Source organism: Rhizobium sp. 1399, assembly GCF_031455475.1.
In the GTDB taxonomy this organism is placed as follows: domain Bacteria; phylum Pseudomonadota; class Alphaproteobacteria; order Rhizobiales; family Rhizobiaceae; genus Rhizobium.
The window spans coordinates 32,318-54,079 of sequence record NZ_JAVDSU010000003.1 but is presented as its reverse complement, the minus strand read 5'-3'; the positions used below and the strand labels follow the sequence as shown (position 1 = coordinate 54,079).

The following is a 21,762-nucleotide window of genomic DNA, read 5'->3' as shown; positions in this document are numbered from 1 at the left end:
AAGGATTATGCTTTCGAGGGTAATTTTGTGCTGCAGGATTTGATCGCCAACGGCCAGTCGATGAGAACCGTTTCGCTGCCGCGCGGACGCCAGCGCCTGCATGCGATGCCGACAAGCGCCGGTTACGAGGTGCGTGAAAACGAGACCTATGATTGGGATGGCAGAAAGCGCGGCCTGACGCCGTTCACGGTGATGCAGCATACGATCAGCGGCACCGGCCGCCTGCGCTACCAGAATCGCAACTACAAGCTCCAGAGCGGAGACACGATGATGGTGCTCGTGCCGCACAATCACCGCTACTGGCTGGAAAAGGGCGAGCGCTGGGAATATTTCTGGATCTCAATGAACGGCGAAGAAACGCTGCGCATCCACAAAATGGTGCTGGCCCTGGCGGGCCCGGTCTTTAAGCTACAGCAATCGACCATCGATCATCTGGCGGACTGCAGCCTGCGCCTCGTCAAAGGTGCAAACACGCCAGGGTCAGCCTCGGCGGTCGCCTATGAAGCCGCCATGGCGCTCTATGATGACATCTTCGGTGCTTCCGCCTCCATGGCCGAACAAAGCGCCATGCAACCGGTGACAGACCATATCAACGCCAATCTGGAAAAACCGCTGCCGGTCAGCGAGCTTGCAGCGATCGTGGGCCTCAGCCGCGCCCATTTCTCGCGCAGCTTTGCCGAAAGCGAAGGCGTGCCGCCCGCCGAATATGTCCTGCAGCAGCGCCTGCAGCGCGCCGCAAAATTGTTGACCAAGGCGGATTTCCTGCCGGTCAAGGAAGTCTCAATCATGTGCGGCTTCGAGGATGCAAACTATTTCGCCAAGGTCTTCCGGCGCGTCTACGGCATCACGCCGACCGAATTTCGCACGACCGGCATGTATGCGAGCATCAGCCGCGGCCGGTAAGAGATCGGTTGAAGATAGAATGTATCCGGCGACAGACCCAGTCACCATGACCGGTCACGGAAGAGATCGCACCGATCCGACCGGCCCGAAATTTTGTGATGCCGGCAGCTTGTTCTCAAGACACTGGACCGTCTTGCCGCCCGGCAGCAACTCGCTAAGCTGTTGCTCTGCGCTTACGGGAGGTGGGCTTTGGCAGCTGGAGGTTACTCATGCACGAGCAGGTCGTGAGCGTTGCAAGTTACGGCGCCGAGCCGGGTTTGCGTTTTGCCGTGCTTCTTGACGGCAACGGCGGCTGTCGCACCCTTGATATGGAAGCAGTGCGTCGGTGGACGCCGGATGACGGCGTCGTCTGGTTGCATTTCGAGCGGGATCATCCGGCCGCTGCCGAATGGGTCACGACGAGAGGCGGCTTCGATCCGCTGGTCGCCGACGCCTTGCTGCAGGAGGAGTCACGCCCGCGCGTCGAAAATATCGATGACGGACTCATGATCATTCTTCGCGGCGTCTGTGCTGCGCCGCCGGAAGAAGCGAAAGCCGGGCCCGCCGAAATCGATCTCGTTCCCCTTCATATATGGGCCGACGAACGCAGGCTGGTGACCCTGCGCGACAGCGGCCACTATATAACTGCCTTGCGCGATATTCGCCTTGCCCTGGACAAAGGCAAAGGCCCAAAACAGACGGGCGAACTTCTTGCTCTCGTCAGCGAAAAGCTGGTCCGCGACCTCGAGCCGGTGCTCGACACGATGGACGAAGAGGTCGACGAGTTGGATGAATTGATCTTTCACGGCGAAGCGAGCGAAGTACGCGAGCGGCTGAAACAGCTTCGCCGCCGCTCCGTTCAGCTTCGCCGCTACCTTGCCCCTCAGCGCGACGCCTTGAACCGTATCGAACATGACGACGCGCCGTGGCTGAAGGAGCGTGATAAGCTGCGTTTCCGCGAGGTCATCGACAAGCTGATGCGCTTCATCGAGTATCTCGACGCCATCCGTGACCGTACCGGCATTCTTCATGACGATCTGTCCACGGTCATCAGTGAGCGCATTGCCCGCAATTCCAATCGTCTCGCCGCGCTCGCCGCTCTGCTGCTACCGCCAAGCGTGGTGGCCGGCCTTTTCGGAATGAATGTTGGCGGTATCCCTGGCGTCAACGACACCTGGGCTTTCATCATCATCGTTGCCTTCGTCGCGATCACTTCCGCCGCAACGCTGATGGTCCTCAAGCGGATCAACTGGCTTTGAGTGGCTGAAGGCAAAGATCCAACGTCCGCCCTTCCGGACGGCTTCAACACAAGGCGATCATCGTATGAGCGTAATGGATCGCTCAAATCCCTGCGTACCACTCATAGCCGCGGTCTTCCCAGAAACCGCCATTGCCGCCCCACAGACCGGCAAAGCTGTCGACGATCTCAATGCGCATGATGTATTTGGCCTGCTTGTAGCCGAGTTGCCGTTCGACTCGCAGACGCAGGGGCGCGCCATGTCCGACGGACAGATCCTTCCCGTTCATTTCATAGGCAAGGATGGTCTGCGGATGGAACGCATCGATGAGGTCGATGCTCTCATAGTAGCGGCCACTTCCATCGAGTGTCTTCTCCAACTCGTCGGCGCAGTGAAAGACAGCAAATCGCGCGTTGGGCCTCAGTCCTGCCGAGCTTAAGACAGCCCCAAGCGGTACGCCCGTCCATTTCCCGATCGCGCTCCAACCCTCGACACAGTCGTGACGGGTGATCTGAGTGCGGGCCGGAAGCCTCTTGAGGTCAATGAGAGAGAATTCCTGGGGCCGATCGACGAGGCCGTCGATCTTCAATCGCCAGTTTGCGAATTTGCCTTCGACGAGTTCGGCATAGTCCTCACCATCCGGCGCGCTCGTGCCGTTCACCCTGAAAGACGGAGAAATATCCGTCTCGGCAAATTCGCGGGCGAGAGCATCGCGCCCCTGCAGCAGCCTTTGCGCCTTCATCGTCAGATTTTCAGCCGAGCGGATAACGCTACTCACAGCCGTATTCTGTTCCAGTATGTCGCAGCCCGAGAGCGTAAGTGCAGAGGCGCCGAGCGTGCTGCCGATCAGAAAACGCCTGCGGGTAAGGAAGCTACGCGTCATGAATGCGGACCTTTCTCTCTGATGGCATAGCGACCCGTGATCATCGAGCGCATGTTGTTCCAGGTTCCCGACAGCACGACCATCGCCACATGCACGAGCACGAAGAGAACGAGAAGCGTTGCGGTCATGAAGTGGATCGTGCGCGCCGACTGGCGCCCACCGAAAATATCCACCAGGCTCGGCACGATGGCATCGAAGCCGGGGGACATTGTCAGGCCGGTCAGCAACATCGTCGGCAGCAGGATGACGATCACAGCGAGATAGGTGAGCTTTTGGAGCACGTTATAGTGCTTTGCTTGTTCCCCTTCCGGGAAACGCAGACGCGCGTGGTCGAGGATTTCGTGCCACAGATGACGCGGGGAAAGGTCCCTGCGCGCTGGGGCCAGGTCACGTCGAAAATGGCCGGTCAGCACGCCGAAGCTGAGATAAAAAATGCCGTTGACGAGAAATAGCCAGGCAAAGAAGAAATGCCAACGGCGGCCGGTTGCGAGATCCTGAAACGACGGGATGGTCACCCAGACCGGAAACGCCCGCGGCGTCGGATCTCCCTCAAAGGTCGAGACGCCCAGGACACCGGTCGTCGGCACCTCGACACCTGCGATCCGGACGAAACCGCGCATATCCTCGCCCTGTCCGCTCGAGCCGATCGTCAGGACAGATGGATCCCCGTCTGCACCATAGTGCCCCCAGTAAAGTTCGGGATGAGCGTTGAAAATCTGCAATCCGCTCAAGAGCAGGACGCTCACGCAGATCACGTTCAGCCAATGCGTCAGCCGCGTGACCAGGGAATGACGATGGATCATCAGGGTCCGGGGATATTGCATATTGTCGATGTCGGGACTGTCGCTCATGGATGCTGCCCTCCGGTCGGGCTGAATTGTTGGGGTTTTGCGATGAACAGCTGGATGCCGCCGGTCGGCCAATGGGCGGAAGCTGACCGGCGGCGACGTGGCTCACATAGGGGGCACCACGCCATTCTTGCCAACGATAACGCGATGCGCGACTGTCCCGCTCGAAGCCTTCTCGGCCGGGATGAACACGACCGCTCCTGCGACCAGGTCCTCCTTGGTTGCCGGGGCGATGGTCACGACCGGCGTACCGTCCGGAATGGAGATCTTCTTTTCCTTGCCGTGGTAGGACACGGTAACGGTCCGCCCGTCGACGTCCTTGACCGCATCGGCGACAGTGGCATTGGTCATGCTGCTGTTCGGCTTGAGGTCCCAGCCGAAGCTTCCCTCGCCGGCTCCCCTGAGTGCAGGTGGAAAGATCAGAACTTCAAGAGCGCCGTCTCCACCCTGCTCCTTCGGCAGGGAGGCGATGCCCACATAGTCTCCGGGCTTAATATCGGAGACCTTCGCGTTGGCGACACTGGCGACCTGCCAGTCGTCGGCAAGAGCGACGTCAACGGTTTCTCCCTCGCGCGTCTTCACCTTCAGGGTAGAACCGGCGAGGTTGACAACACTGCCCCGGATGTTGAGTACGGCCTTTTTTTCTTCTGCCTGGGCAGACGCCGGCGAAACAAGCGTTACTGGAACGCCAGCCAAGCCAGCGACCATGATGACTGGAAGAAGTCTGCGCAACATTTGAGGTTCCTTACCTACTAGTTGGGAGTTTCGACGACGCTGTTTTACCATGCATTTTTCCCATCGACGCGCCGCCCCGTCGCCGGGAATTAGATCACCGCGGCCGCAGCCGTTGAAGACTTGGCTCAAGAATCAGCTCAAAGATAGCAGGCGTTCCATAGGCTCGGGCCGACAGCATTGCGCCATGAACAGTGGCCATGAAAGCCTCTGCCTCTACGCGCGCCGGGCAAGAGATCACCAGGGCTCCTTGCTGATCACCACGCTCGATGACCGATGTCAGCCATCCTGAGAGATGGTGGAAATAGGCACGCACTTCGACCGCGACCTCCAAAGGAAGGGCCGGCAGCTCGCTTGCAAGAAGCGCGCAGACACAAAAGGGACGGCTTGCATCCTCGATGCATTGGGCCCAAAAACCTGCATAGGTCTTCAGCAGTTCGAGCGGATCGCTAAACTTGTTTTCGACCTCGGCCAAGCCAGTCTCGGCGTTTACGCGGTAGCGGGCAACGAGAGCACGCACCAGATCGACCTTGCTTGGAAAATGATGATGGATGCTGGCCTTACGGATGCCAACAACGGCAGCGATGTCGGCATAGCTGAACCCGTTGTAGCCGCCTGATACGATCAGCTTTTCCGCACTGTTCAGGATCTCGTCATAGGTATTCGAAAGACCGCTCATACGCCCTTGTCTACCTTCTAGTAGGAAGATCGTCAACCGTGCATTCTATTCTAATTTCGGAAGGTGCCCCAAAACTGATGAACGGCGGCAGAGAGCCGCTGTGGCCGCATCGATCACGGCAACAAGCATGGCTGGCCGGGTGATCTCCCGTAACCTTGGCTATCTGCTCGAGGAGGAGGCGCCCGATGAGAAAGGCCCCCATGTCTTTACCGGAGGCAACCGTTCAACGATTAACTTCGCAGATCTATCGGGCACTCCCGCAAAGGCTTGCCCGACATATTCTTCCCCCGGGGTGCAAAGAACCTCGATGACGGTCAGGATCATTCGATGGCTGCAGCGCTACTGCCGCTTGGCTGCGAGAGGCTGACACCCGGCTGGACGAGAATCTTTCCGCCCTCCGTCGTTGTGGCTATGATCCCGTCGCTATAGATTTTGACGGAAGCAATCGTACCTTTGACCGTACCGTCTGCGCTTTCGATGTAGCTGCCGATGTAGCTGCTGGCCTGGGCGAGATTGGAGCCTGTCAGCAGGGCATCCAGTTTCTGATTCGTCTGGATCGTCTGTTCGACCTGCGAGAAGCTGGCGAGCTGCGCCAGTTGTTCACTGGCATCCACGGGGTCGGTCGGATCCTGGTTTTTCAGTTGCGCGATGAGAAGTTGCAAGAAGTCGTCATAGTTCACCATCGCCTTCTGCTGCGCGGTAGCTGGGCTACCCGCCATGGAGGAGCCGAGGCCTGTGAGAGAATTTGTCGTCATAGTCGATCTCGGTTGTTTGGGTTAAGTTGGAAGTCCACTCTGCAAAGCTTGGGCACATCTGCCTACTAGTCGGTAGATAATGAAGCACGTCTTCGGCGTGAAGGCAGTGTTGGCTCAGTTCCTTCGCGCAAACGAACGACGCGCCGATGATGGGGATGACGCGCCAGATTTTGTGAAGCGCGCCATCACCTACCTTCTAGTAGGTTTTCTGTCAATGCCGATTATCGCGGCCGGATGCTCCGCGTTCCTGCCGCTGTCGAATGGCTGACAGCCACATGTGGAAGAGCTCAGGTTTCCTGGCGAATTCACTTATACACGGTGGTCGGCAACCGCATTTCGGGACCTGAGTTCACGACTTCCGACAAGTGCCGCTTATCGGAAACGATCTGTACAAACGCGTTGTACGCACTCCAGATCGGCGCATGATATCGGCCAGATCGGATCAGTGCCTGGTGACGCTCCGGGATGCCTTGGTCGGCTTTGGAGGCGGGGTTGTCGTCGGAACGCTCTGGGCACCGCCCTTAGCCTTCGTTGCGCCTTTCGGCTTCGCCGGAGTGTCAGCCGTCGTGGCTTTTCTGGAGCGAGGCTTCTTGGCAGACTGACCGTCCGTCTCAACACTCGCGGCGATTTCCTGAAACGCCAGCAGCCAATGCTTCAGATCCTCGCCGTGTGGCCGACCTTCCTGTTCCCAGATTTCGTAAGCACGTTGTCTGATGCGACCCTCGTTCGATGCCATCTGTCTCTCCTGTGAAGCTGTTGCCAGGAACAATCAGATGGCGCATCGCGCCCGAAGGACAATGGCTGCGTGCGCATTTCCCGACGCCACCGAGTGAAACTGCTGCCAGCACGTCTTTCGAAGACCAGTTCCCGTTGTGGCGTTTGTACGGAATGCTTACGAAAAAGATCGGCCATCGCCGGCCAAGGGCTCATAATGATACGCGCGGCAACAGGGTCGCCCGGAAGAGCGGCAGCGATTGCTTTCACGCCGTGGTGGAGATTTGAAGAACCTTCGATAGAAGATTACCGCTCGCCCTTCATTTCGGTATTGCCACGACAACGCTGAGACCGCGCGGGTTGCGCTGCCGCAGTTCCAATGTGCCTTGGTGGGAGTGAATGATGTCTGCGACGATCGACAGACCGAGGCCGAAACCGCCTCCAGCGCGAGACTGGTCCGACTTGAAGAAAGGCTCGAGTACCCGCTCTCGAAGCTCCTGCGGAATGCCTGGGCCGTCATCTTCGACAGTGATCAATACGGTCTCCAGTCGCTCGGCCATCGTCACGTCGACCTTGTCTCCAAATTTAACGGCGTTATCGCAAAGATTGGTGACCGCGCGCGTGATGGAAAGCGGCCGGCATCTGGCAAGAAGCCGGTTCGGCCCGGTGTATCGGACGGCGTGGCCGATATCGGCAAATTCGCTGCAGACCGTCTGCAGGATGCTTGCGACGTCGACGAGCTCGATCGTCTCGGTCGCATAGTCGTTTCGAAGATAGTTCAGGCTCTCGACGAGCAAGCTTGCGATCCGATCGATGTCGGAGAGCAGGGCGTCCTTCTGACCGCTCTCCCCCATCCGCTCCACGCGCAGCTTCAGCCGCGTCAGCGGTGTGCGCAGATCATGGCCGATGCCGCGCAGCATGCGGGTGCGGGCTTCGATCATCAGACGGATCCGCCGGCGCATGCCGTTCAATGCCCGGGCCAATGCAACGATCTCGACCGTTCCCCTCTCCTCGAAGACCGGAGAACCCGTGGTGATGTCGGAAACCGCCGCCGCTTGGGCGATGCGCTGTATGGGTTCCGTGATCGCCCTGATCGCGAACATGAAAAAAAAGACGATCAATACGAAAAAGGCGACGAAGAAATAGGGGCCGCGTCCCAAGAACGCGCTGCTCAGCATGGAATCCGGAAAACCCGCGGTGATGACGATCGAGTCGTCGTCGACGCGTGCGGCGATCACGCGCCGGTCGTCGAGAAAGGTCTGCCAGCCGCCGATTGGCGGTTCGTTGTCTGGCGGAAACAACCGGGCAGCGACGATGTCCAGAAAGCTCTGGTGGCTCGAAGACTGCGCAAACCGGCTCGCGGTCGCCGTCGGCGTGAGTTCGATGTCCCAGCCGGCGCGACGTGCGTTGGCGAGGATGATCTGTCGGTCTTCAGGAGAGGCGGGCCCGAGAAGCTCGGCGATGGCGTTCAGCTTTTCGGCGATGTTTTCGAGATCCGGGGCGGCAAGATCTTCCCTGGCCCAGCGCTCCACCGCATCGCCCATGCTGATGATGGTCACCAGCGCCACCAGAATAATGATGGTGATCTGTCCGCGGATCGTCATCGTGACACGACGCAGGCGTCTAAACATCGGCCTCTTCCACCTGCGCGGTAAAGACGTAGCCGCCGAGCCGGACCGTCTTGATGAGGAGCGGATCGCGGGGATCCTTCTCGATCTTCTGCCTGAGCCGGCTGATATGCACGTCGATGCTGCGCTCGATCGGACCGGCAAGGCCGGCATGCGTCACTGCAAGCAGCTGCTCGCGGGTCAGAACCCGGCCGGCGTTGCGGCAAAAGGCCAAGAGCAGATCGAATTCATGGGTCGTCATGGCAATCCTGGCCTGGGCCGGATCGTGGACTTGACGCCGCGCCGGATCGATCCGCCAGCCCTCGAAACGTAAAAGCCTGTGTGCGGGCCTTACCTCCCGCTGCGCAGACAAGCCCGACCGGCGCAGGAGGCCTTTGATCCGGGCCAGGAGCTCACGCAGAACGAAGGGTTTGGTGACATAGTCGTCCGCGCCGATCTCCAGCCCCACGATCCGGTCGATGTCGGTGCTCAAGGACGTCAGCATCAGGATCGGGATGCCACCGCCTGCGCGCAGGCGCCGGCAGAGACTGAGACCATCTTCGCCCGGCAGCATGACATCGAGAACAACGAGATCGCAGGGCATCATGCGCATCTTCGCGTCCATCGCTGCGCCATCGGCCGCGACCTCCGCATCCATGCCTTGCTCGACAAGACTGTCCCGCAGCATTTCGGCGATCTGACGATCATCCTCGACGATTAGTATCCTCGGCCGCTCGACGGCCGTTCGTGCGCGCTCATCAACCAATCACGCCACCTCCGTTCTTCCGTCTCACCCTTATCATGGCAGGCGAGGCCGTCCTCGCCCGCGATTATGAAGAAATGTTTCTACAGCGCAGAACGGCCGCCCAGGCAGAAACAACTCTTAACAACATCCAACACGCGGTGCCGGCCGCGCATGGCACTGCTGAGGCGTGGCGTGCTTCCAGGTCGGTCTCGGGGGATGCGCGCAAAGTTAACCTCGGAGCATTCATGTCTGCCTCTTTAAAACTGACCGCCGATCGGTCACGGCTGTTTTCCATCGCCGTGGCGTCGCTGTTCCTATCGCCCTTTGCCGCGCAAGCCGCCGACTTCACAAGCGACGGGCAGACCGCGCAGGAACCGCCACCGCCGGACCCGGAGCGTTTCGGCCCGGTTCGCCAGGCATTGCACGATTGGCACGTCGTCATCGGTGCCGGTGCTGTCTTCAAACCGAAATACGAGGGAAGCGACGAGTTTGAAGTCTCTCCCTTCCCCTTCGTATCGGCCGAATTCTTCGACCGGATCACCATCGATCCAAGCGGTATCGAAATAAAGGCCTTCGAGAAGGATGCTTTCCGGTTCGACGTCAATGTCGGCTACGACTCGGGCCGCGACGAAGACGATGCCGACGCGCTGCGCGGTATGGGCGACATCGATTTCGGCGTGACGGTCGGTGGCAAGGCCACCTACACGTTCGGGCCTGCCAGTCTCTTCGTCTCGGTCGACAAGACGATCGGCGGAAGCGAGGGCCTGCTCGCAACCGCCGGCGCGGCAATCTCGCAGCCCCTGTCGGAGCATCTCATCCTCGGCGCCGAGGCCTCCGCCACCTTCGCGGACGACAACTACATGGAAGCCTATTTCGGTGTCGACGCCGCCCAGTCGGCCCGCTCCGGTCATGCGCAGCACAAGGCTGGGGCCGGGATCAAGAGCGTCGACCTCTCCGCCTCGGCCACCTACCTGATCAACGAGAACTGGGTGGTCAGGGGCGAGCAGGGCGTGAGCTTCCTGGTCGGAGACGCTGCAGACAGCCCAATCGTCAAAGAAAAGGTTCAGGCGAAAACCATGCTGATGCTGGGCTACCGTTTCTGATCCCAGTCGGCCAAAGCATCATTGCCAGCTGTTCAAAACCAAAAGAGTCGCCAACGCGGCGGCTCTGCACATCCCGCAATTAAACAAGAATCGCGCAGGGAATGAATTGATGACCTCCTTCACGCCGCTCTCTCGCATGCGCTGCCTGCTACAGGGCGACCGCCCGTCGCCAAACGCCAGAACGGGTCGCCTTGTATCGATCTTCCTGCTGTCTGCGACCACCGGGCTCCCAATCCACGGTCTCGCCGCCGACATGGAGGGGCCGAAAGTGTCGGTTATCGCTGCCAGAAACCAGGTACTCCAACAGAGCGTGTCCGTCGTCGGCACGGTCGTTGCGAGGGAAACGACACTGGTCAACACCGATCTCTCCGGGGCCCGAATAGTCTCTATCGCCGCCGAAGAAGGCGATCTCGTCAGCCGCGGACAGCTGCTTGCGACACTGGATACGTCGAGGATCGATGTCGAGCTTCAGCAAAACGATGCGCAGGCGGCGAGCGTGGCAGCACAACTCGGACAGGCCTCAAGTGCGCTCGACAATGCCCAGATTTCAAAAGAGGAGGCCGAGGCGGATCTTACGCGCGCACAAAAGCTCGTTCCCAAGGGATTGATGTCACAGGAAGCGCTTGAGCAGAGACAAAAGACGCTCGCCCGCGCGGAGGTGAGCGTGCGGGCGAGCCGGCAGGCCGTCCAATCGGCAGAAGCTGCCGTCAAGACCGTCGCTGCGGCGCGCAAGGATATTGAATTGCGACTGAGCTATACGAGGATTGTCGCGCCGGTGGCAGGCCGGATCATCAACCGGTCCGCCAAGGTCGGCGCGACCGCCTCCTCATCCGGCGAGCAGCTCTTCATCATCGCAAATGACGACCAGTTCGAACTGGAAGCAGAAATCCCGCAGGCTCAGTTCGATGCCGTGCCCGTCGGCGCCGTCGCCCATGTTTTTCTCGGCGACGGTGGTGACGGTTTGACAAGCTCCGTTCGCTTCGTCGCACCGGCGCTCGCCGACCGGACACGGCTCGGACGCGCACGGATCACCCTCCCCCGTGGATTGATGGCCCCGATCGGTGCCTTTGCCTCGGCGCGCATCGAGATCGGCAGCAGCAAAGGCATATTCCTGCCCGCTTCGGCGATTGCCAACTCCGGTGAGGAACCATCGATCAAGATCCTCAGGGACAACCGCATCGAGCGGAAGCCGGTTTTGCTCGGTTTCCGCCAAGCCGGTTTCGTTCAGATCCGCTCTGGCGTCGACGAAGGCGATCTGGTGGTGACGAAGTCGGGCGGCTTCATGGAGGCCGGTGACCAGGCGGTCCCGGTCATGGAGCAAGCCGATGCAAGCCCGGTCTTCGAGGGCAACTGAGGTCATCCGATGAACATCTCCGCATGGGCGATCCGCACGCCGCTGCCCGTCATCCTCCTGTTCGTCATCCTCACCGGCCTCGGACTGAAGAGCTATGCAACGTTGCCGGTCACCTATTTTCCGGCCATCAACGTCCCGGCAGTCGGCGTGACCGTCGAAGAATCCGCTGCAGCACCCGACCAGATCGAAATCCAGATCACCAGGCTCGTCGAGGACAGCGTCGCGGCCCTTCCCGATATCAAGCACATCGAGTCCACAATTTCGGAAGGTCGATCGGAGACCACGGTCGAGTTTGAAATCGGCGTGCCGGTCGACCGGGCCGTCTCCGACGTCAGGGACGCGGTCACGAAGATCCGCGATCGACTGCCAGCGGCCATCGATGAACCTGTCATCGACAGGATCGATTCCGAAAACCAGCCGGTCGTCACCTATTCGGCCCACAACGGCTCGATGTCGGCCGAAGATCTGTCCTTTTTCATCAACGACGTCGTCGTGAGGAAGCTCCAGGGGCTGGCCGGTATAGGCCGCGTCGAACTCGTCGGCACCGTCAACCGGGAAATCCATGTTCTCCTGAAGGCGGAAAGGCTTGCACCTCTCGGCCTGACGGCGGCCTCCGTCAGCGACCAAATCGCCGCAAGCCAGTTCAATCTGCCATCCGGGCGGGGCAATGTCGACGCGCAGGACATGACGGTGGCGACCAAGGCAGCCGTTTCCTCCCTCGACGAGCTCAGGGCCATTCGTCTTACCCTGCCGCAGGGAAAAAGTGTTTCGGTCTCCGATGTCGCCGTGGTTGCCGACAAGACGGAGAAGCGGCAGGATTTCGCGCGTCTCGATGGCGAGCCGGCGATCGGATTTACGGTCTACAAGGCGGCGGGCGCAGGAGATGTCACCGTTGCCGAAAAGGTTGCCACGGCTCTTGAGGAAATAGCGGGCTCGAGGCCCGGAACGCAGTTCAAAATCGTCGACGACAGCGTCACGCTGACACTGGCAAACTTTCTGTCTGCCCGCAGCACGCTGATCGAAGGGGCCATCCTTGCTGTGGTCGTCGTCTTCCTGTTCCTGCGCGACTGGCGCGCCACGCTCATTGCCGCCGTCAGCCTGCCGCTTTCGGCGATCCCGACCTTCTGGGTGATGGAACTGGCCGGCTTTTCGCTCAACATGTTGAGCCTGCTTGCGATCACGCTGGTGACGGGGATTCTCGTCGACGATTCCATCGTCGAGATCGAAAACATCGTCCGTCACAAGAGGCTCGGCAAAAGCGCCTACAAGGCTGCGATCGACGCGTCCGACGAGATCGGCCTCGCTGTCATTGCGATCTCGGCCGCCATCATTGCCGTCTTCGCCCCTGTCGGGATGATGGCTGGCGAAATAGGCCAATATTTCCGCCAGTTTGGCCTGACGGTCGCGATTGCCGTCTTCTTCTCGCTCCTCGTCGCACGGCTGGTAACCCCGCTGATCGCTGCTTATTTTCTGACCTCGCCAAGCAAAGCGCACGTGGAAGGGCGACTGGTTGCGCGCTATCGCGCGCTCGTTGGCGTCGCCATCAGATGGCGGTGGATCACAGGCGGACTGGCAGCCGGCCTCTTTGCCCTGACGATCCTGCTTGCCGATTCCCTGCCGAGCGCCTTTCTGCCGGCGCAGGATACAGGCCGGATCACGGTGTCGATCGAGTTGCCGCCAGGCTCGACGCTTGCCGACAATGAGGAGGTGAGCGATCTGGTTGCCCGTCGTCTCAAGGGGATCGAGGATATCAAGACCGTGTTCGTGCGCGCCGGATCAGGGTCCGACGGCGTGCGCGACATCCGCAAGTCGACCATCGTGATGTCCATTGCAGACCGTAGCCAACGCAAGCTTCCGCTTGAGCAAATCCAGGAAAAGGCCGAGGTTCTATTGAAGGCCGTTCCCGACCTTCGCTTCGAATTCATCAACGACCGCGGCGGTCGGGATGTGTCGTTCGCAATCCTGAGTGCCAATGGTGAACAGGCGTCGAAGGCCGCCCGGGCCATCCTGACCGAAATGCGCTCCAACACGATGTTTGTCAATCCGGCTTCGTCGGAGGCAACGCGCCAGCCGGAACTGGGGGTGCTCGTGTCGCCGGAGCGGGCTGCCGATCTTGGCGTCAGTGCGAAAGAGGTCGCGACAGCAATCAGGGTCGCGACGTTGGGAGATGCCGATTCCAGGCTGCCATCATTCAAGGACAGCGGCAGACTAATCCCGATCCGCACGCTCGTCGAGGATGCCGGAATAGACCGTTCCGAGAAGCTGCGCCAGTTGCGGGTCATGACGTCGTCGCGGGTGCTTGTGCCGCTCGAGGCAGTCGCACGCCTGGAGGAAAGCGAAAGCGTGTCCGTCATCCATCGCATGGAGCGTCAGCGTCGGGTCGAAATCGGCGCGGACATTGCGGCAGGGATCCCGCAAGGCGAAGGCATCGCAGCGCTCAAGAACTTGCCGTCCGTCAGGGCGCTGCCAGCGGAGGTCGAAATGCGGGCAACCGGCGATTCCGATTCCAAGGACAGCGTTTTTACGAGTTTTGTCTTCGCCATGATCGCCGGGCTGAGCCTTGTGGTGGTCGTGCTCATCTTGCTTTTCGGCAGCCCTCTTACACCGCTGACGATCGTCACCCCTCTTCCGCTTGCGCTTTCAGGTGTCGTTGCCTCCCTCATCCTCACCGGCCATCCCGTGTCGCTGCCGGTCGTCATCGGGATCCTCATGCTGATGGGCATCGTCGTGAAGAATTCGATCATGCTTGTCGATTTTGCAATCGAGCTCGAGCGGTCGGGCCTGTCGCGCATCGAGGCGACCATCGAAGCCTGTGCCGAGCGGCTGCGCCCGATCATCATGACGACGCTAGCGATGGTAGCTGGCATGGTGCCGGCGGCATTCGGCCACGAGATCGGTGGCGAGTTCAGAGCACCCATGGCTGTGGCAGTCATTGGCGGACTGATGGTTTCAACGGTCCTCTCCCTCGTCGTCGTTCCTGCATGCCATGTCCTGATCGCCGACCTCGGTGATGCGGTCAAACGCCTGGCGCAGAAGATGCCGGGTGGCGAAGCTGCCGTCGATGGCACAGGCGACGCCTTCCTCGAAAGCCCAGACAGTTTGCGCGGCTAGTGCTGTCGGACAATTCGACAGCCGGGATTCCTCGGCGACCCGAGATCGATGGCATAGTCGATGACCGTATGCAGATGGCGGCACCATCTGCACCTCAAATTCCCGGCGCTTCAGCCAACCAATATCGGGCTCGGCACTGACGCCGCCATCGCATGGTTGCGGGGGCGACGACGAGGCTTACGCTAACGACTTACGCTGCGTCGAGTGCCAGGGTGAGATCGGCAATAAGGTCGTCTGGATGTTCGATGCCGATCGACAGCCTGATCGTTGCATCAAGGACGCCAATACGCTGGCGCACCTCGGCTGGCACGCCGGAATGCGTCATGGTTGCCGGATGCGATGCCAGGGATTCCGTTCCGCCGAGGCTGACGGCAAGCTTGAAGATTTTCAACGCGTTCAGAAACCGGAACGAGGCTGGCTGGCCGCCGTGGATATCGAAGGAGAACGTCGAACCAGCGCCGCTGCATTGGGCCGCGAATGTCCTGCCGACGGCGGAATCGGGATCGCTGTATGGAAGGTAATGGATTGTCTCGACCTTGGGATGCTGCTTCAGGAAATCCGCCACCGCCTTGGCATTGCTGTTGGCCCGCTCCATGCGGATCTGTAGCGTTTCGAGCGAACGCCCGAGCATCCAGCATGAATGTGGATCGAGCTGAGTGCCGATGGCGCCGCGAAGCGCCTTCACCTGCTTGATGAGCGCCCGGCTGCCGAGCGCGGCCCCAGCGATCAGATCCGAATGACCGCCGACATATTTGGTCAGGGAATAGAGGGAAATGTCTGCGCCGTGCTCGATCGGGCGCTGAAAGACCGGGCCGAGCAGCGTGTTATCGCAGGCGACCACAGGCTTATGGCCTTGCTTCTGACCGATCGCATCGGCAACCCGCCGGATCATCGCGACGTCGACAAGGCTATTGGTCGGGTTTGCGGGCGTCTCGATGAGGATGACCGAGACGCGGCCCCTGGCCATTGCTTCCTCGGCCGCGGCCCTTACCGAGATTTCGCTGACGCCATCGGCAAAACCGACGGCGGAAACGCCAAAATTGAGGAAGGTCTTCGCAAGCAATGTTTCCGTCCCGCCATAAAGCGGCTGTGAGTGGAGGATGGCATCTCCCGGACGGACGAAGGCAAGCAGGACCGTGGCGATGGCGGACATGCCCGATGAAAATACCGCGCCGCTCTCGGCTCGCTCGTAGACCGCCAGACGATCTTCGATGATCTCGCTGTTTGGATGATTGAAGCGCGAATAGACGAGGCCCGCCCCCTTGCCTTCCGGCGGTTCTTTCCGACCAGAGACGTAATCGAAGAAATCGCGACCGTCTTCGGCGGAGTTGAAAACGAACGTGGACGTCAGGAAGACGGGCGGCTTGACCGCGCCTTCGGAGAGTTCCGGATCATAGCCATAGTTCAGCATCTGGGTTTCCGGATGCAGGGGATGATTGCCGATATGGGTTCTTGGAGGATGCGGTGCAGTCATGGAACGTCTCCCTCAATTAGCGGCTTGCAGGCATCAATGTGCCCGCGCCTTGTTATTATCTGGAGCGCTGCGGCGACAGAGAAACACCCGTTGGCAGATGGCCAGGTAAATTTGCTGAATTGAACGGCCTGGCGCGCGAGGTGTGCAGGTTCGCAGGCGCCTGCATTCGCTATCACCTTCCGAGCTCTTCAACGTGACACCAGACCGCAAGAAGCGGGGTGGTGGTGCAACGCATGGCAAATGACTGTCCCGCTTCCGCAGCAAAGACGCCGCCTATTCCGGTCGAAAACCAGCTCTCTCCGGCTATTGAAAGTTCGCATGGAGAAAGCAGCAGGAAGGCCCGTGAAAACCGCTGTACGTGATCCGGAAAGCGGCTATAGGGTTCCATATAGGTGAGGCCGACCCGGATATCCGCCCGGTCTTCCAGGCCGCCGGGACCGACAATCACGCTGTGTGCATGGGCCCTCTCAAAGTTCAGACTGGCAAATGGTCCACTTCTGCCTCTGATCCACACGAGTGATTCAGCCAGGCGCCAAACGCTCTGCGCTACCTCGGCGTAAATGTCTCGAGCGGCGATTGCATTTTGAAGAGCAGCCTCAAGGCCGGAAGGGATTCCGGTATCGTGGAGCCGCTTGTCGCGCAGCGTTCCCGTACGTTCAAGCTTTTGAAAGACTTTACCTGCGACAAAGCTCGCCATCGTCGAAGCCGATGGATGCAGCATCGCGCGGGCCAGCAAGTTCAGGAAATTGTCGAGCTCCACCGGGCGTTCCGCGGCGCCTCGTTCGCGCAGCCTGTGTTTCACCGGCTCTTTCTCATCGGTGATGAGTAGATCTGCGTCTCGTTTGATTGTCCTGCCCATGACGTTCTCCGTGCAGAACCTTCCCTACAGTGCCCCGCCTAGATCCGGCAAGGACTCTGATCAATCTGCAGAGCGCCTGTTAATCTCATCCGATAGTTTCGTCTTGAAGACTTCCTCTCAAAACTTCGCGCCAAGTCTGCATGAGGGCTCGACGATGTCTAGAATTGGCAGAATCGCGCTGGAACGGGAACGGGATCGGGCAGCAGGCCTCACCACGGTATCGGCGTTCCGTCATAGGCCCAATGTCTGCCGCTGTGTTCTCGGTTTGCTGCCGTTATGAAGGACCGAAAACCGGCTGCAACGCTATCAGTATCGGGGAGGCCCTGATCGTCGGCGTTCGAAACGCGAAACTTTCCAGGTTCGAGGAGCAGGCAGATGCAGCCCCAGGATCTCCATTCGACCGACAGGTTGCGCCACATCTGGTTCAGAGCGGATTGGGATGCGCGATAGGCGAAGCGGCGCGGCTCCTGGAACCTGCTGATCGAGGCAGCATGGCTCGACACCGCCGTAAGGATCTTGAGCTCGCCTTTCCTAAGGTTTGGTTCCAGCAAGCTCGCGAGATGAAGCGGCGCGAACGTGTTTGCGACCATGATCGGCCGCCAGTGCGCCAAGGTGATCGCTTCGGGCAGCAGGCCGTCTTCGTCGGATATGCCTTCATTCAGAATGACGACGTCGATGGCGCGACCGTCAAGGCAGTCGACCAGGTTTCGCGCCGAGCCTTCCTCCAGAGCGTTGTAGCACAAATCGATGATGAGCTCTCCGAATTTGTCAGACAGGCGCGTGTCGAGGGGATCGCTGCAGGCGGCCATCACCTCCCAGCCGATCGTCGCGTATTGGATCGCAAGCTGCAGACCGAGCCCTTCATTCGCTCCGGTAATCAATACAGTTGGCATCGCGTCGCTATCCTCCTTCTCACCAGGGCACATCGGTACCGTCATAGCCGATGATGCGGCCGGAATCGGCAATCGTCAGCCCCGAGACGACCTTCTTCATGCCGGCCACACTCGTTTCCACGGCGATGCCGTTGAAGTTCGTCATCCGGGTCGCGACAAGACCCGGCCGCAACAAGGTGCAGATAATCCCGTCGTCCTTCCATTCCCTCGCCAATGCCGACCAAACTGCGTTCAGGCCGGTTTTGGAAGCGCGGTAGGTATATTGCGTTCCCCAGTCATTGGCGCCGATCGAGCTCATCAGGCTCGACATGGCAGTGGCGATCCTGAGCTTTCCCGCAAGCAGATTCGGTTTCAGCGCCGCAGCAAGCGCAAGCGGTGCGAAGGTGTTCGTCTCGACCACCTTCAAAAAGTCCTCCTGCGTCACCTCTGCCGGTTTGGCTTCGAGATTGACCGCAATACCGGCATTGGCGATCAACGCATCGATCGGAACGCCATCGAGATCGACATAAAGAGCCTCGATCGAGCTCTTCTGCGTGACATCCAGGGTAAACACTTCTGCGCCCGATATGCTGGCAAGTTCGGACGCGGTGCACGGATCTCTGGCGGTTCCGAGGACCGTCCAGCCGTCTGCCGCAAACTGCCGGGCAAGCTCGAGGCCGATGCCCCGATTTGCGCCTGAGATAAGGATCGTTGACATTCGATTTCACTTCATGCGATTGGAATATCAACGGTATACCAAAACAAGAATCGCGCAACTCCCTCCGACAATTTTTTCGTTGAGACGGCGTGCAGCATCAGCGACACGCGTTCACAGAAGACGTCAGAGGCCTGCCACTCGCTAAAAACGGATCATCCAATGTCCCTGATCAGTACCAGCAGCAAGGGCGTTTACGTCATCGCTGTAACCCCATTTGCCGAAGACGGAGCGATCGACAGTGCGAGCGTCGACAGCGTCACCGACTTCTATCTCGAGGCAGGCGCCGACGGGTTGACCATTCTCGGCATGATGGGTGAGGCGCCGAAGCTGACCTATACGGAAGCCCTGGCCGTGACGAGACAAACACTCGCACGCGCCGCAGGCAAGCCCGTCGTCGTCGGCGTATCGGCGCCGGGGCTTGCGGCAATCAGCGAATTGACCAAGGCTGTGATGGATCTCGGAGCGGCGGGCGTCATGGTGGCGCCGCCCGGCAATCTGAAAACCAACGAGCAGATCATAAGCTATTATCAGCAGATCGTGGACGCGCTCGGCAGCGACGTTCCCGTCGTGCTGCAGGACTTTCCACTATCCACTGGCGTGTCAATCAGCAACGATAGCCTTGGCCTCATTATCGAAACCTGCCCGAGCATCGTCATGATCAAACATGAAGACTGGCCGGGGCTTGCAAAGATCACTGCGCTCCGCGAAGCCGAAGTCAATGGCCGCCGCCGCGTCTCGATTCTCTGCGGTAATGGCGGCATCTTCCTGCCTGAGGAAATTGCGCGGGGTGCGGATGGTGCGATGACCGGCTTCGGATACCCTGAAATGATGGTCGAGGTCTGTGCACTTGCTGCTGCGGGAGACATTGACCGGGCACAGGACATATTCGATGCTTACCTGCCGCTCGTTCGCTACGAGCAGCAGCCGGGCATCGGGCTCGGCGCGCGCAAACACGTCCTTGCGCGACGCGGCGCAATCCGCAGTTCAGCGCAGCGCCGCCCCGGCACACCGCTTCCCAGGACTGCGATCGAGGAGATCGAGCGGTTGATCCTGCGGCAGGAGCAACGTCTGGCCGCGCTTGGTCGATAGTCTGGTGTCAGCCTCTCCGCCGCCCGAGGATGAAGTCGATGATGGCATCGCGCACATTGTCGAGATGATCGCCCATCAGCCGGCGCGACAGTTGGGGATCATCGCCGGCAACCGCATCGATCAAGGCCATATGCTCGCTGCCGCCCGGCTGCAGGCGATGGGGCATGCGCGCCGTATTGAAGATATGGGTGCGGCGGCGCAGGTCTCGGATCGCCGCGGCAACCATCGGATTTCCGGCAGCTTCGGCGATCGTTCCGTGCACGAGATCATCGACGGACCAGTGGTCGGCCGGCGTGATCTTAGGAAGCTGCAGCAGCCCGCGGATCGCGACGCGCACCTTCTCCGCTTCATCAGCCGCCAGTTGCCCAGTGGCGCGCGCGGCTGCCTCAACTTCGAGAATCCGGCGCATATCAAGCAGGTTCATGTAGGTTTCGATGCTCACATCCGCAACGACGAGCATCCGGCCCTGCCGGCGCATGGCAAGCGATTCCGTTTCCAGCCGGCCGAGCGCCTCGCGCACGGGCGTACGCGAAATCGACAGCATCTCGGCGAGCTTGCGTTCCTGCAGGACGGCACCGGCCTGGAGGCGCCCGGACAGGATCAGATCCAGGATCTGCGCATAGGCAAATTCGCTGAGGCTGGGCTCGCCTTCTGCTGAAAGCGGGAAGACACGCCCCGCCGCCGCCGTATCGGAAAATGTCATTCGAACCCCGTTAGTTGGTGGACCGGCGATATACCAACCTTGCCTGTGAAGCAATCGATTTTGCTTGCACAGTCTCCGCGCGTGGAAGCCAACGAACCATATTGACGACTGCGTGCCATTGGTATTCCATTGGAACACCCAAATCACTAAAGGAGATATTAATGTCGATTCAACCGTGGAGGGCAACATGCATCCAAATGGACAGCAAGATCGCCAGCAATGCGAAAACGCGGGAAGAAGCATGGCAGATCATTGAGGAGAACCTTGATGAGGCGGTCCGGCTGATCGAAACAGCATGCAAAAGCGAACTGCCGCCCAGGCTCGTTGTTCTGCCGGAATTCGTCTTTCAAGGCCCGCCGCGCGCAACGCCCGTCAGCGAATGGATCGATCGCGCCTGCACCACCATTCCGGGACCGGTCACCGAGCGCCTTGCGGCCATCGCACGCCAGCACGACATTTACATTGCCGGCAATCACTTCGAGGTCGATCCGCGCTGGCCCGACCGCTATTTCAATTCCTCCTTCCTGCTCGATGCCAAAGGCGAGATCATCCTGCGCTACCGGCGCATCAACACGGCAAGCTGGACCTCGCCGCATGATATTCTCAGCCAGTATCGCGAGGCCTATGGCGAAGACGGGATCTTTCCTGTCGCCGATACCGAACTTGGCCGGCTTGCCATCTTCCCCTGCGGCGAGGTCAGCGTGCCGGAACTCTCACGCGTCTTCATGATGCGGGGTGCGGAAGTCCTGCTGCATCCTTCCAATGAACCAGCCAATGCGCGGGCCGACGCCGCCAAGATCTGCCGTGCCGCGGAAAATATGTGTTATCTCATCAGCACCAATGTTTCGGGGCAGATCGGCTTTTCGGACCAGGAGCGCGGCGGGCATTCGCAAATCATCGACTTCAACGGAAACTATTTGGCCTTTGAGGGATCCGACGCCGAAAGCCTCGCGGCAAGTGCCGTGATCGATATCGGCGCGCTGCAATCAGCCCGCCGGGATACGAATATGGGCAATGCCCTCCTGCGAACGCGCTGGGAAATGTATCGCGATTATTTCTCGGCTGCTGCATTCTATCCGGTCGATGCGCTCGCTAAGAAGGCTTTCGAAACCTATTCCGAGCTCTCGCCCGTCCACGAAAAGGCGATTTCCAACCTGACGGCCGCACGGATCATTCGCAATATCGACGCCTGAGCGTCGCCGCCATCACGACGGGGACGGCCAGACTTCTGGCTGCACCGGTATAAAGTCCATGGAGGGCTCATGAGGAGAGCGCTGAGGCGCCAACCTCGCTGCCCCTACTTCAGAACCCGACACGAACAATTGCGGGTCGCAAACTCGGCCACTTTGCGGCCCTTCAAACGTTGCTTTGCATATAAAATAATCACAAAGTGATG

The 21,762-nt window shown here is 60.0% G+C and carries 21 protein-coding genes; 8 read left to right on the top strand and 13 right to left on the bottom strand.

What is annotated here, in order from left to right; genetic code table 11:
- Positions 1-27 precede the first annotated feature (27 nt).
- Both J2X71_RS11630 and J2X71_RS11625 read left to right on the top strand, forming a co-directional pair.
- Positions 28-903: an AraC family transcriptional regulator gene (locus tag J2X71_RS11630; protein WP_310382245.1), complete on the top strand. Its 876-nt coding sequence runs from the start codon at positions 28-30 to the stop codon at positions 901-903.
- A gap of 209 nt (positions 904-1,112) precedes the next feature.
- A complete protein-coding gene (locus J2X71_RS11625) occupies positions 1,113-2,141 on the top strand; it encodes a zinc transporter ZntB (protein WP_310382244.1) in 1,029 nt (342 codons plus the stop codon).
- 82 nt (positions 2,142-2,223) lie between these two features.
- Here the strand turns inward: J2X71_RS11625 and J2X71_RS11620 are convergent, their stop codons facing one another.
- The 5 genes from J2X71_RS11620 to flgD form a co-directional block, all read right to left on the bottom strand.
- Positions 2,224-3,003, bottom strand: coding sequence for a molybdopterin-binding protein (locus tag J2X71_RS11620; protein ID WP_310382243.1), 780 nt, complete (start codon positions 3,001-3,003; stop codon positions 2,224-2,226).
- Positions 3,000-3,854: a cytochrome b/b6 domain-containing protein gene (locus J2X71_RS11615; RefSeq protein WP_310382242.1), complete on the bottom strand. Its 855-nt coding sequence runs from the start codon at positions 3,852-3,854 to the stop codon at positions 3,000-3,002. Before J2X71_RS11615 ends, J2X71_RS11620 begins: the two co-directional genes overlap by 4 nt.
- A gap of 102 nt (positions 3,855-3,956) precedes the next feature.
- Entirely contained in the window at positions 3,957-4,559 is a 603-nt protein-coding gene (locus tag J2X71_RS11610; RefSeq protein ID WP_405049712.1) for a hypothetical protein, read from the bottom strand.
- A 121-nt stretch (positions 4,560-4,680) separates the two neighbouring features.
- Positions 4,681-5,262, bottom strand: a complete 582-nt coding sequence (locus J2X71_RS11605) for a TetR/AcrR family transcriptional regulator (protein ID WP_310382240.1) — start codon at positions 5,260-5,262, stop codon at positions 4,681-4,683.
- 320 nt (positions 5,263-5,582) lie between these two features.
- Positions 5,583-6,017 carry a flagellar hook assembly protein FlgD gene (gene flgD, locus J2X71_RS11600; RefSeq protein WP_310382239.1) on the bottom strand — a complete coding sequence of 145 codons (435 nt, stop codon included), beginning with the start codon at positions 6,015-6,017 and terminating at the stop codon, positions 5,583-5,585.
- Between the two features lie 79 nt (positions 6,018-6,096).
- On the opposite strand from flgD, the gene J2X71_RS11595 reads away from it, so the two are divergent.
- The gene (locus J2X71_RS11595) at positions 6,097-6,285 is read left to right on the top strand and encodes a hypothetical protein (protein WP_310382238.1); all 189 of its coding nucleotides are present in this window, start codon (positions 6,097-6,099) and stop codon (positions 6,283-6,285) included.
- Positions 6,286-6,459: 174 nt separating this feature from the next.
- Here J2X71_RS11595 and J2X71_RS11590 read toward each other — a convergent pair whose 3' ends face one another.
- The 3 genes from J2X71_RS11590 to J2X71_RS11580 all read right to left on the bottom strand — a co-directional run bounded on the left by J2X71_RS11590 (position 6,460) and on the right by J2X71_RS11580 (position 9,104).
- Positions 6,460-6,753: a DUF2934 domain-containing protein gene (locus tag J2X71_RS11590; protein WP_310382237.1), complete on the bottom strand. Its 294-nt coding sequence runs from the start codon at positions 6,751-6,753 to the stop codon at positions 6,460-6,462.
- A gap of 298 nt (positions 6,754-7,051) precedes the next feature.
- The gene (locus tag J2X71_RS11585; RefSeq protein ID WP_310382236.1) at positions 7,052-8,362 is read right to left on the bottom strand and encodes an ATP-binding protein; all 1,311 of its coding nucleotides are present in this window, start codon (positions 8,360-8,362) and stop codon (positions 7,052-7,054) included.
- Entirely contained in the window at positions 8,355-9,104 is a 750-nt protein-coding gene (locus J2X71_RS11580; protein WP_310382235.1) for a response regulator transcription factor, read from the bottom strand. The genes J2X71_RS11585 and J2X71_RS11580 overlap by 8 nt, the downstream gene beginning before the upstream one ends.
- 35 nt (positions 9,105-9,139) lie before the next feature.
- Here J2X71_RS11580 and J2X71_RS11575 point away from each other — a divergent pair, with 35 nt between their 5' ends.
- The 3 genes from J2X71_RS11575 (at position 9,140) to J2X71_RS11565 (ending at position 14,651) form a co-directional block, all read left to right on the top strand.
- Positions 9,140-10,186: a MipA/OmpV family protein gene (locus J2X71_RS11575; RefSeq protein WP_310382234.1), complete on the top strand. Its 1,047-nt coding sequence runs from the start codon at positions 9,140-9,142 to the stop codon at positions 10,184-10,186.
- 109 nt (positions 10,187-10,295) lie between these two features.
- Positions 10,296-11,540, top strand: coding sequence for an efflux RND transporter periplasmic adaptor subunit (locus J2X71_RS11570; protein ID WP_310382233.1), 1,245 nt, complete (start codon positions 10,296-10,298; stop codon positions 11,538-11,540).
- Between the two features lie 9 nt (positions 11,541-11,549).
- Positions 11,550-14,651, top strand: a complete 3,102-nt coding sequence (locus tag J2X71_RS11565; protein ID WP_310382232.1) for an efflux RND transporter permease subunit — start codon at positions 11,550-11,552, stop codon at positions 14,649-14,651.
- Between the two features lie 190 nt (positions 14,652-14,841).
- Here the strand turns inward: J2X71_RS11565 and J2X71_RS11560 are convergent, their stop codons facing one another.
- From J2X71_RS11560 to J2X71_RS11545, 4 genes are all read right to left on the bottom strand, one after another.
- On the bottom strand, positions 14,842-16,125 hold the full coding sequence (locus J2X71_RS11560; protein WP_310382231.1) for a cystathionine gamma-synthase family protein: 1,284 nt from the start codon (positions 16,123-16,125) through the stop codon (positions 14,842-14,844).
- A 172-nt stretch (positions 16,126-16,297) separates the two neighbouring features.
- Positions 16,298-16,984: a dimethylsulfonioproprionate lyase family protein gene (locus J2X71_RS11555; protein ID WP_310382230.1), complete on the bottom strand. Its 687-nt coding sequence runs from the start codon at positions 16,982-16,984 to the stop codon at positions 16,298-16,300.
- A gap of 209 nt (positions 16,985-17,193) precedes the next feature.
- The gene (locus J2X71_RS11550) at positions 17,194-17,877 is read right to left on the bottom strand and encodes an SDR family NAD(P)-dependent oxidoreductase (protein WP_310382229.1); all 684 of its coding nucleotides are present in this window, start codon (positions 17,875-17,877) and stop codon (positions 17,194-17,196) included.
- A gap of 19 nt (positions 17,878-17,896) precedes the next feature.
- Complete coding sequence (locus tag J2X71_RS11545; protein WP_310382228.1) at positions 17,897-18,574, bottom strand: SDR family NAD(P)-dependent oxidoreductase; 678 nt, start codon at positions 18,572-18,574, stop codon at positions 17,897-17,899.
- A 159-nt stretch (positions 18,575-18,733) separates the two neighbouring features.
- On the opposite strand from J2X71_RS11545, the gene J2X71_RS11540 reads away from it, so the two are divergent.
- Entirely contained in the window at positions 18,734-19,663 is a 930-nt protein-coding gene (locus tag J2X71_RS11540; protein WP_310382227.1) for a dihydrodipicolinate synthase family protein, read from the top strand.
- A 7-nt stretch (positions 19,664-19,670) separates the two neighbouring features.
- Here the strand turns inward: J2X71_RS11540 and J2X71_RS11535 are convergent, their stop codons facing one another.
- The gene (locus J2X71_RS11535) at positions 19,671-20,366 is read right to left on the bottom strand and encodes a GntR family transcriptional regulator (RefSeq protein WP_310382226.1); all 696 of its coding nucleotides are present in this window, start codon (positions 20,364-20,366) and stop codon (positions 19,671-19,673) included.
- A gap of 161 nt (positions 20,367-20,527) precedes the next feature.
- Between J2X71_RS11535 and J2X71_RS11530 the strand changes: the two genes are divergently transcribed.
- Positions 20,528-21,559, top strand: a complete 1,032-nt coding sequence (locus J2X71_RS11530) for a nitrilase-related carbon-nitrogen hydrolase (RefSeq protein WP_310382225.1) — start codon at positions 20,528-20,530, stop codon at positions 21,557-21,559.
- The last annotated feature ends 203 nt before the right edge of the window (positions 21,560-21,762 follow it).

Bases quoted from the DNA above. Each gene is read 5' to 3' on its own strand.
- J2X71_RS11550 (WP_310382229.1), bottom strand. From the start codon at position 17,877: ATGCCAACTGTATTGATTACCGGAGCGAATGAAGGGCTCGGTCTGCAG.
- J2X71_RS11610 (WP_405049712.1), bottom strand. From the start codon at position 4,559: ATGGTCGCTGGCTTGGCTGGCGTTCCAGTAACGCTTGTTTCGCCGGCG.
- J2X71_RS11605 (WP_310382240.1), bottom strand. From the start codon at position 5,262: ATGAGCGGTCTTTCGAATACCTATGACGAGATCCTGAACAGTGCGGAA.
- J2X71_RS11545 (WP_310382228.1), bottom strand. From the start codon at position 18,574: ATGTCAACGATCCTTATCTCAGGCGCAAATCGGGGCATCGGCCTCGAG.
- J2X71_RS11560 (WP_310382231.1), bottom strand. From the start codon at position 16,125: ATGACTGCACCGCATCCTCCAAGAACCCATATCGGCAATCATCCCCTG.
- J2X71_RS11585 (WP_310382236.1), bottom strand. From the start codon at position 8,362: ATGTTTAGACGCCTGCGTCGTGTCACGATGACGATCCGCGGACAGATC.
- J2X71_RS11595 (WP_310382238.1), top strand. From the start codon at position 6,097: ATGAAGCACGTCTTCGGCGTGAAGGCAGTGTTGGCTCAGTTCCTTCGC.
- J2X71_RS11555 (WP_310382230.1), bottom strand. From the start codon at position 16,984: ATGGGCAGGACAATCAAACGAGACGCAGATCTACTCATCACCGATGAG.
- J2X71_RS11575 (WP_310382234.1), top strand. From the start codon at position 9,140: ATGGCAGGCGAGGCCGTCCTCGCCCGCGATTATGAAGAAATGTTTCTA.
- J2X71_RS11530 (WP_310382225.1), top strand. From the start codon at position 20,528: ATGTCGATTCAACCGTGGAGGGCAACATGCATCCAAATGGACAGCAAG.
- J2X71_RS11625 (WP_310382244.1), top strand. From the start codon at position 1,113: ATGCACGAGCAGGTCGTGAGCGTTGCAAGTTACGGCGCCGAGCCGGGT.
- J2X71_RS11615 (WP_310382242.1), bottom strand. From the start codon at position 3,854: ATGAGCGACAGTCCCGACATCGACAATATGCAATATCCCCGGACCCTG.
- J2X71_RS11535 (WP_310382226.1), bottom strand. From the start codon at position 20,366: ATGACATTTTCCGATACGGCGGCGGCGGGGCGTGTCTTCCCGCTTTCA.
- J2X71_RS11570 (WP_310382233.1), top strand. From the start codon at position 10,296: ATGACCTCCTTCACGCCGCTCTCTCGCATGCGCTGCCTGCTACAGGGC.
- J2X71_RS11540 (WP_310382227.1), top strand. From the start codon at position 18,734: ATGTCCCTGATCAGTACCAGCAGCAAGGGCGTTTACGTCATCGCTGTA.
- J2X71_RS11590 (WP_310382237.1), bottom strand. From the start codon at position 6,753: ATGGCATCGAACGAGGGTCGCATCAGACAACGTGCTTACGAAATCTGG.
- J2X71_RS11565 (WP_310382232.1), top strand. From the start codon at position 11,550: ATGAACATCTCCGCATGGGCGATCCGCACGCCGCTGCCCGTCATCCTC.
- flgD (WP_310382239.1), bottom strand. From the start codon at position 6,017: ATGACGACAAATTCTCTCACAGGCCTCGGCTCCTCCATGGCGGGTAGC.
- J2X71_RS11620 (WP_310382243.1), bottom strand. From the start codon at position 3,003: ATGACGCGTAGCTTCCTTACCCGCAGGCGTTTTCTGATCGGCAGCACG.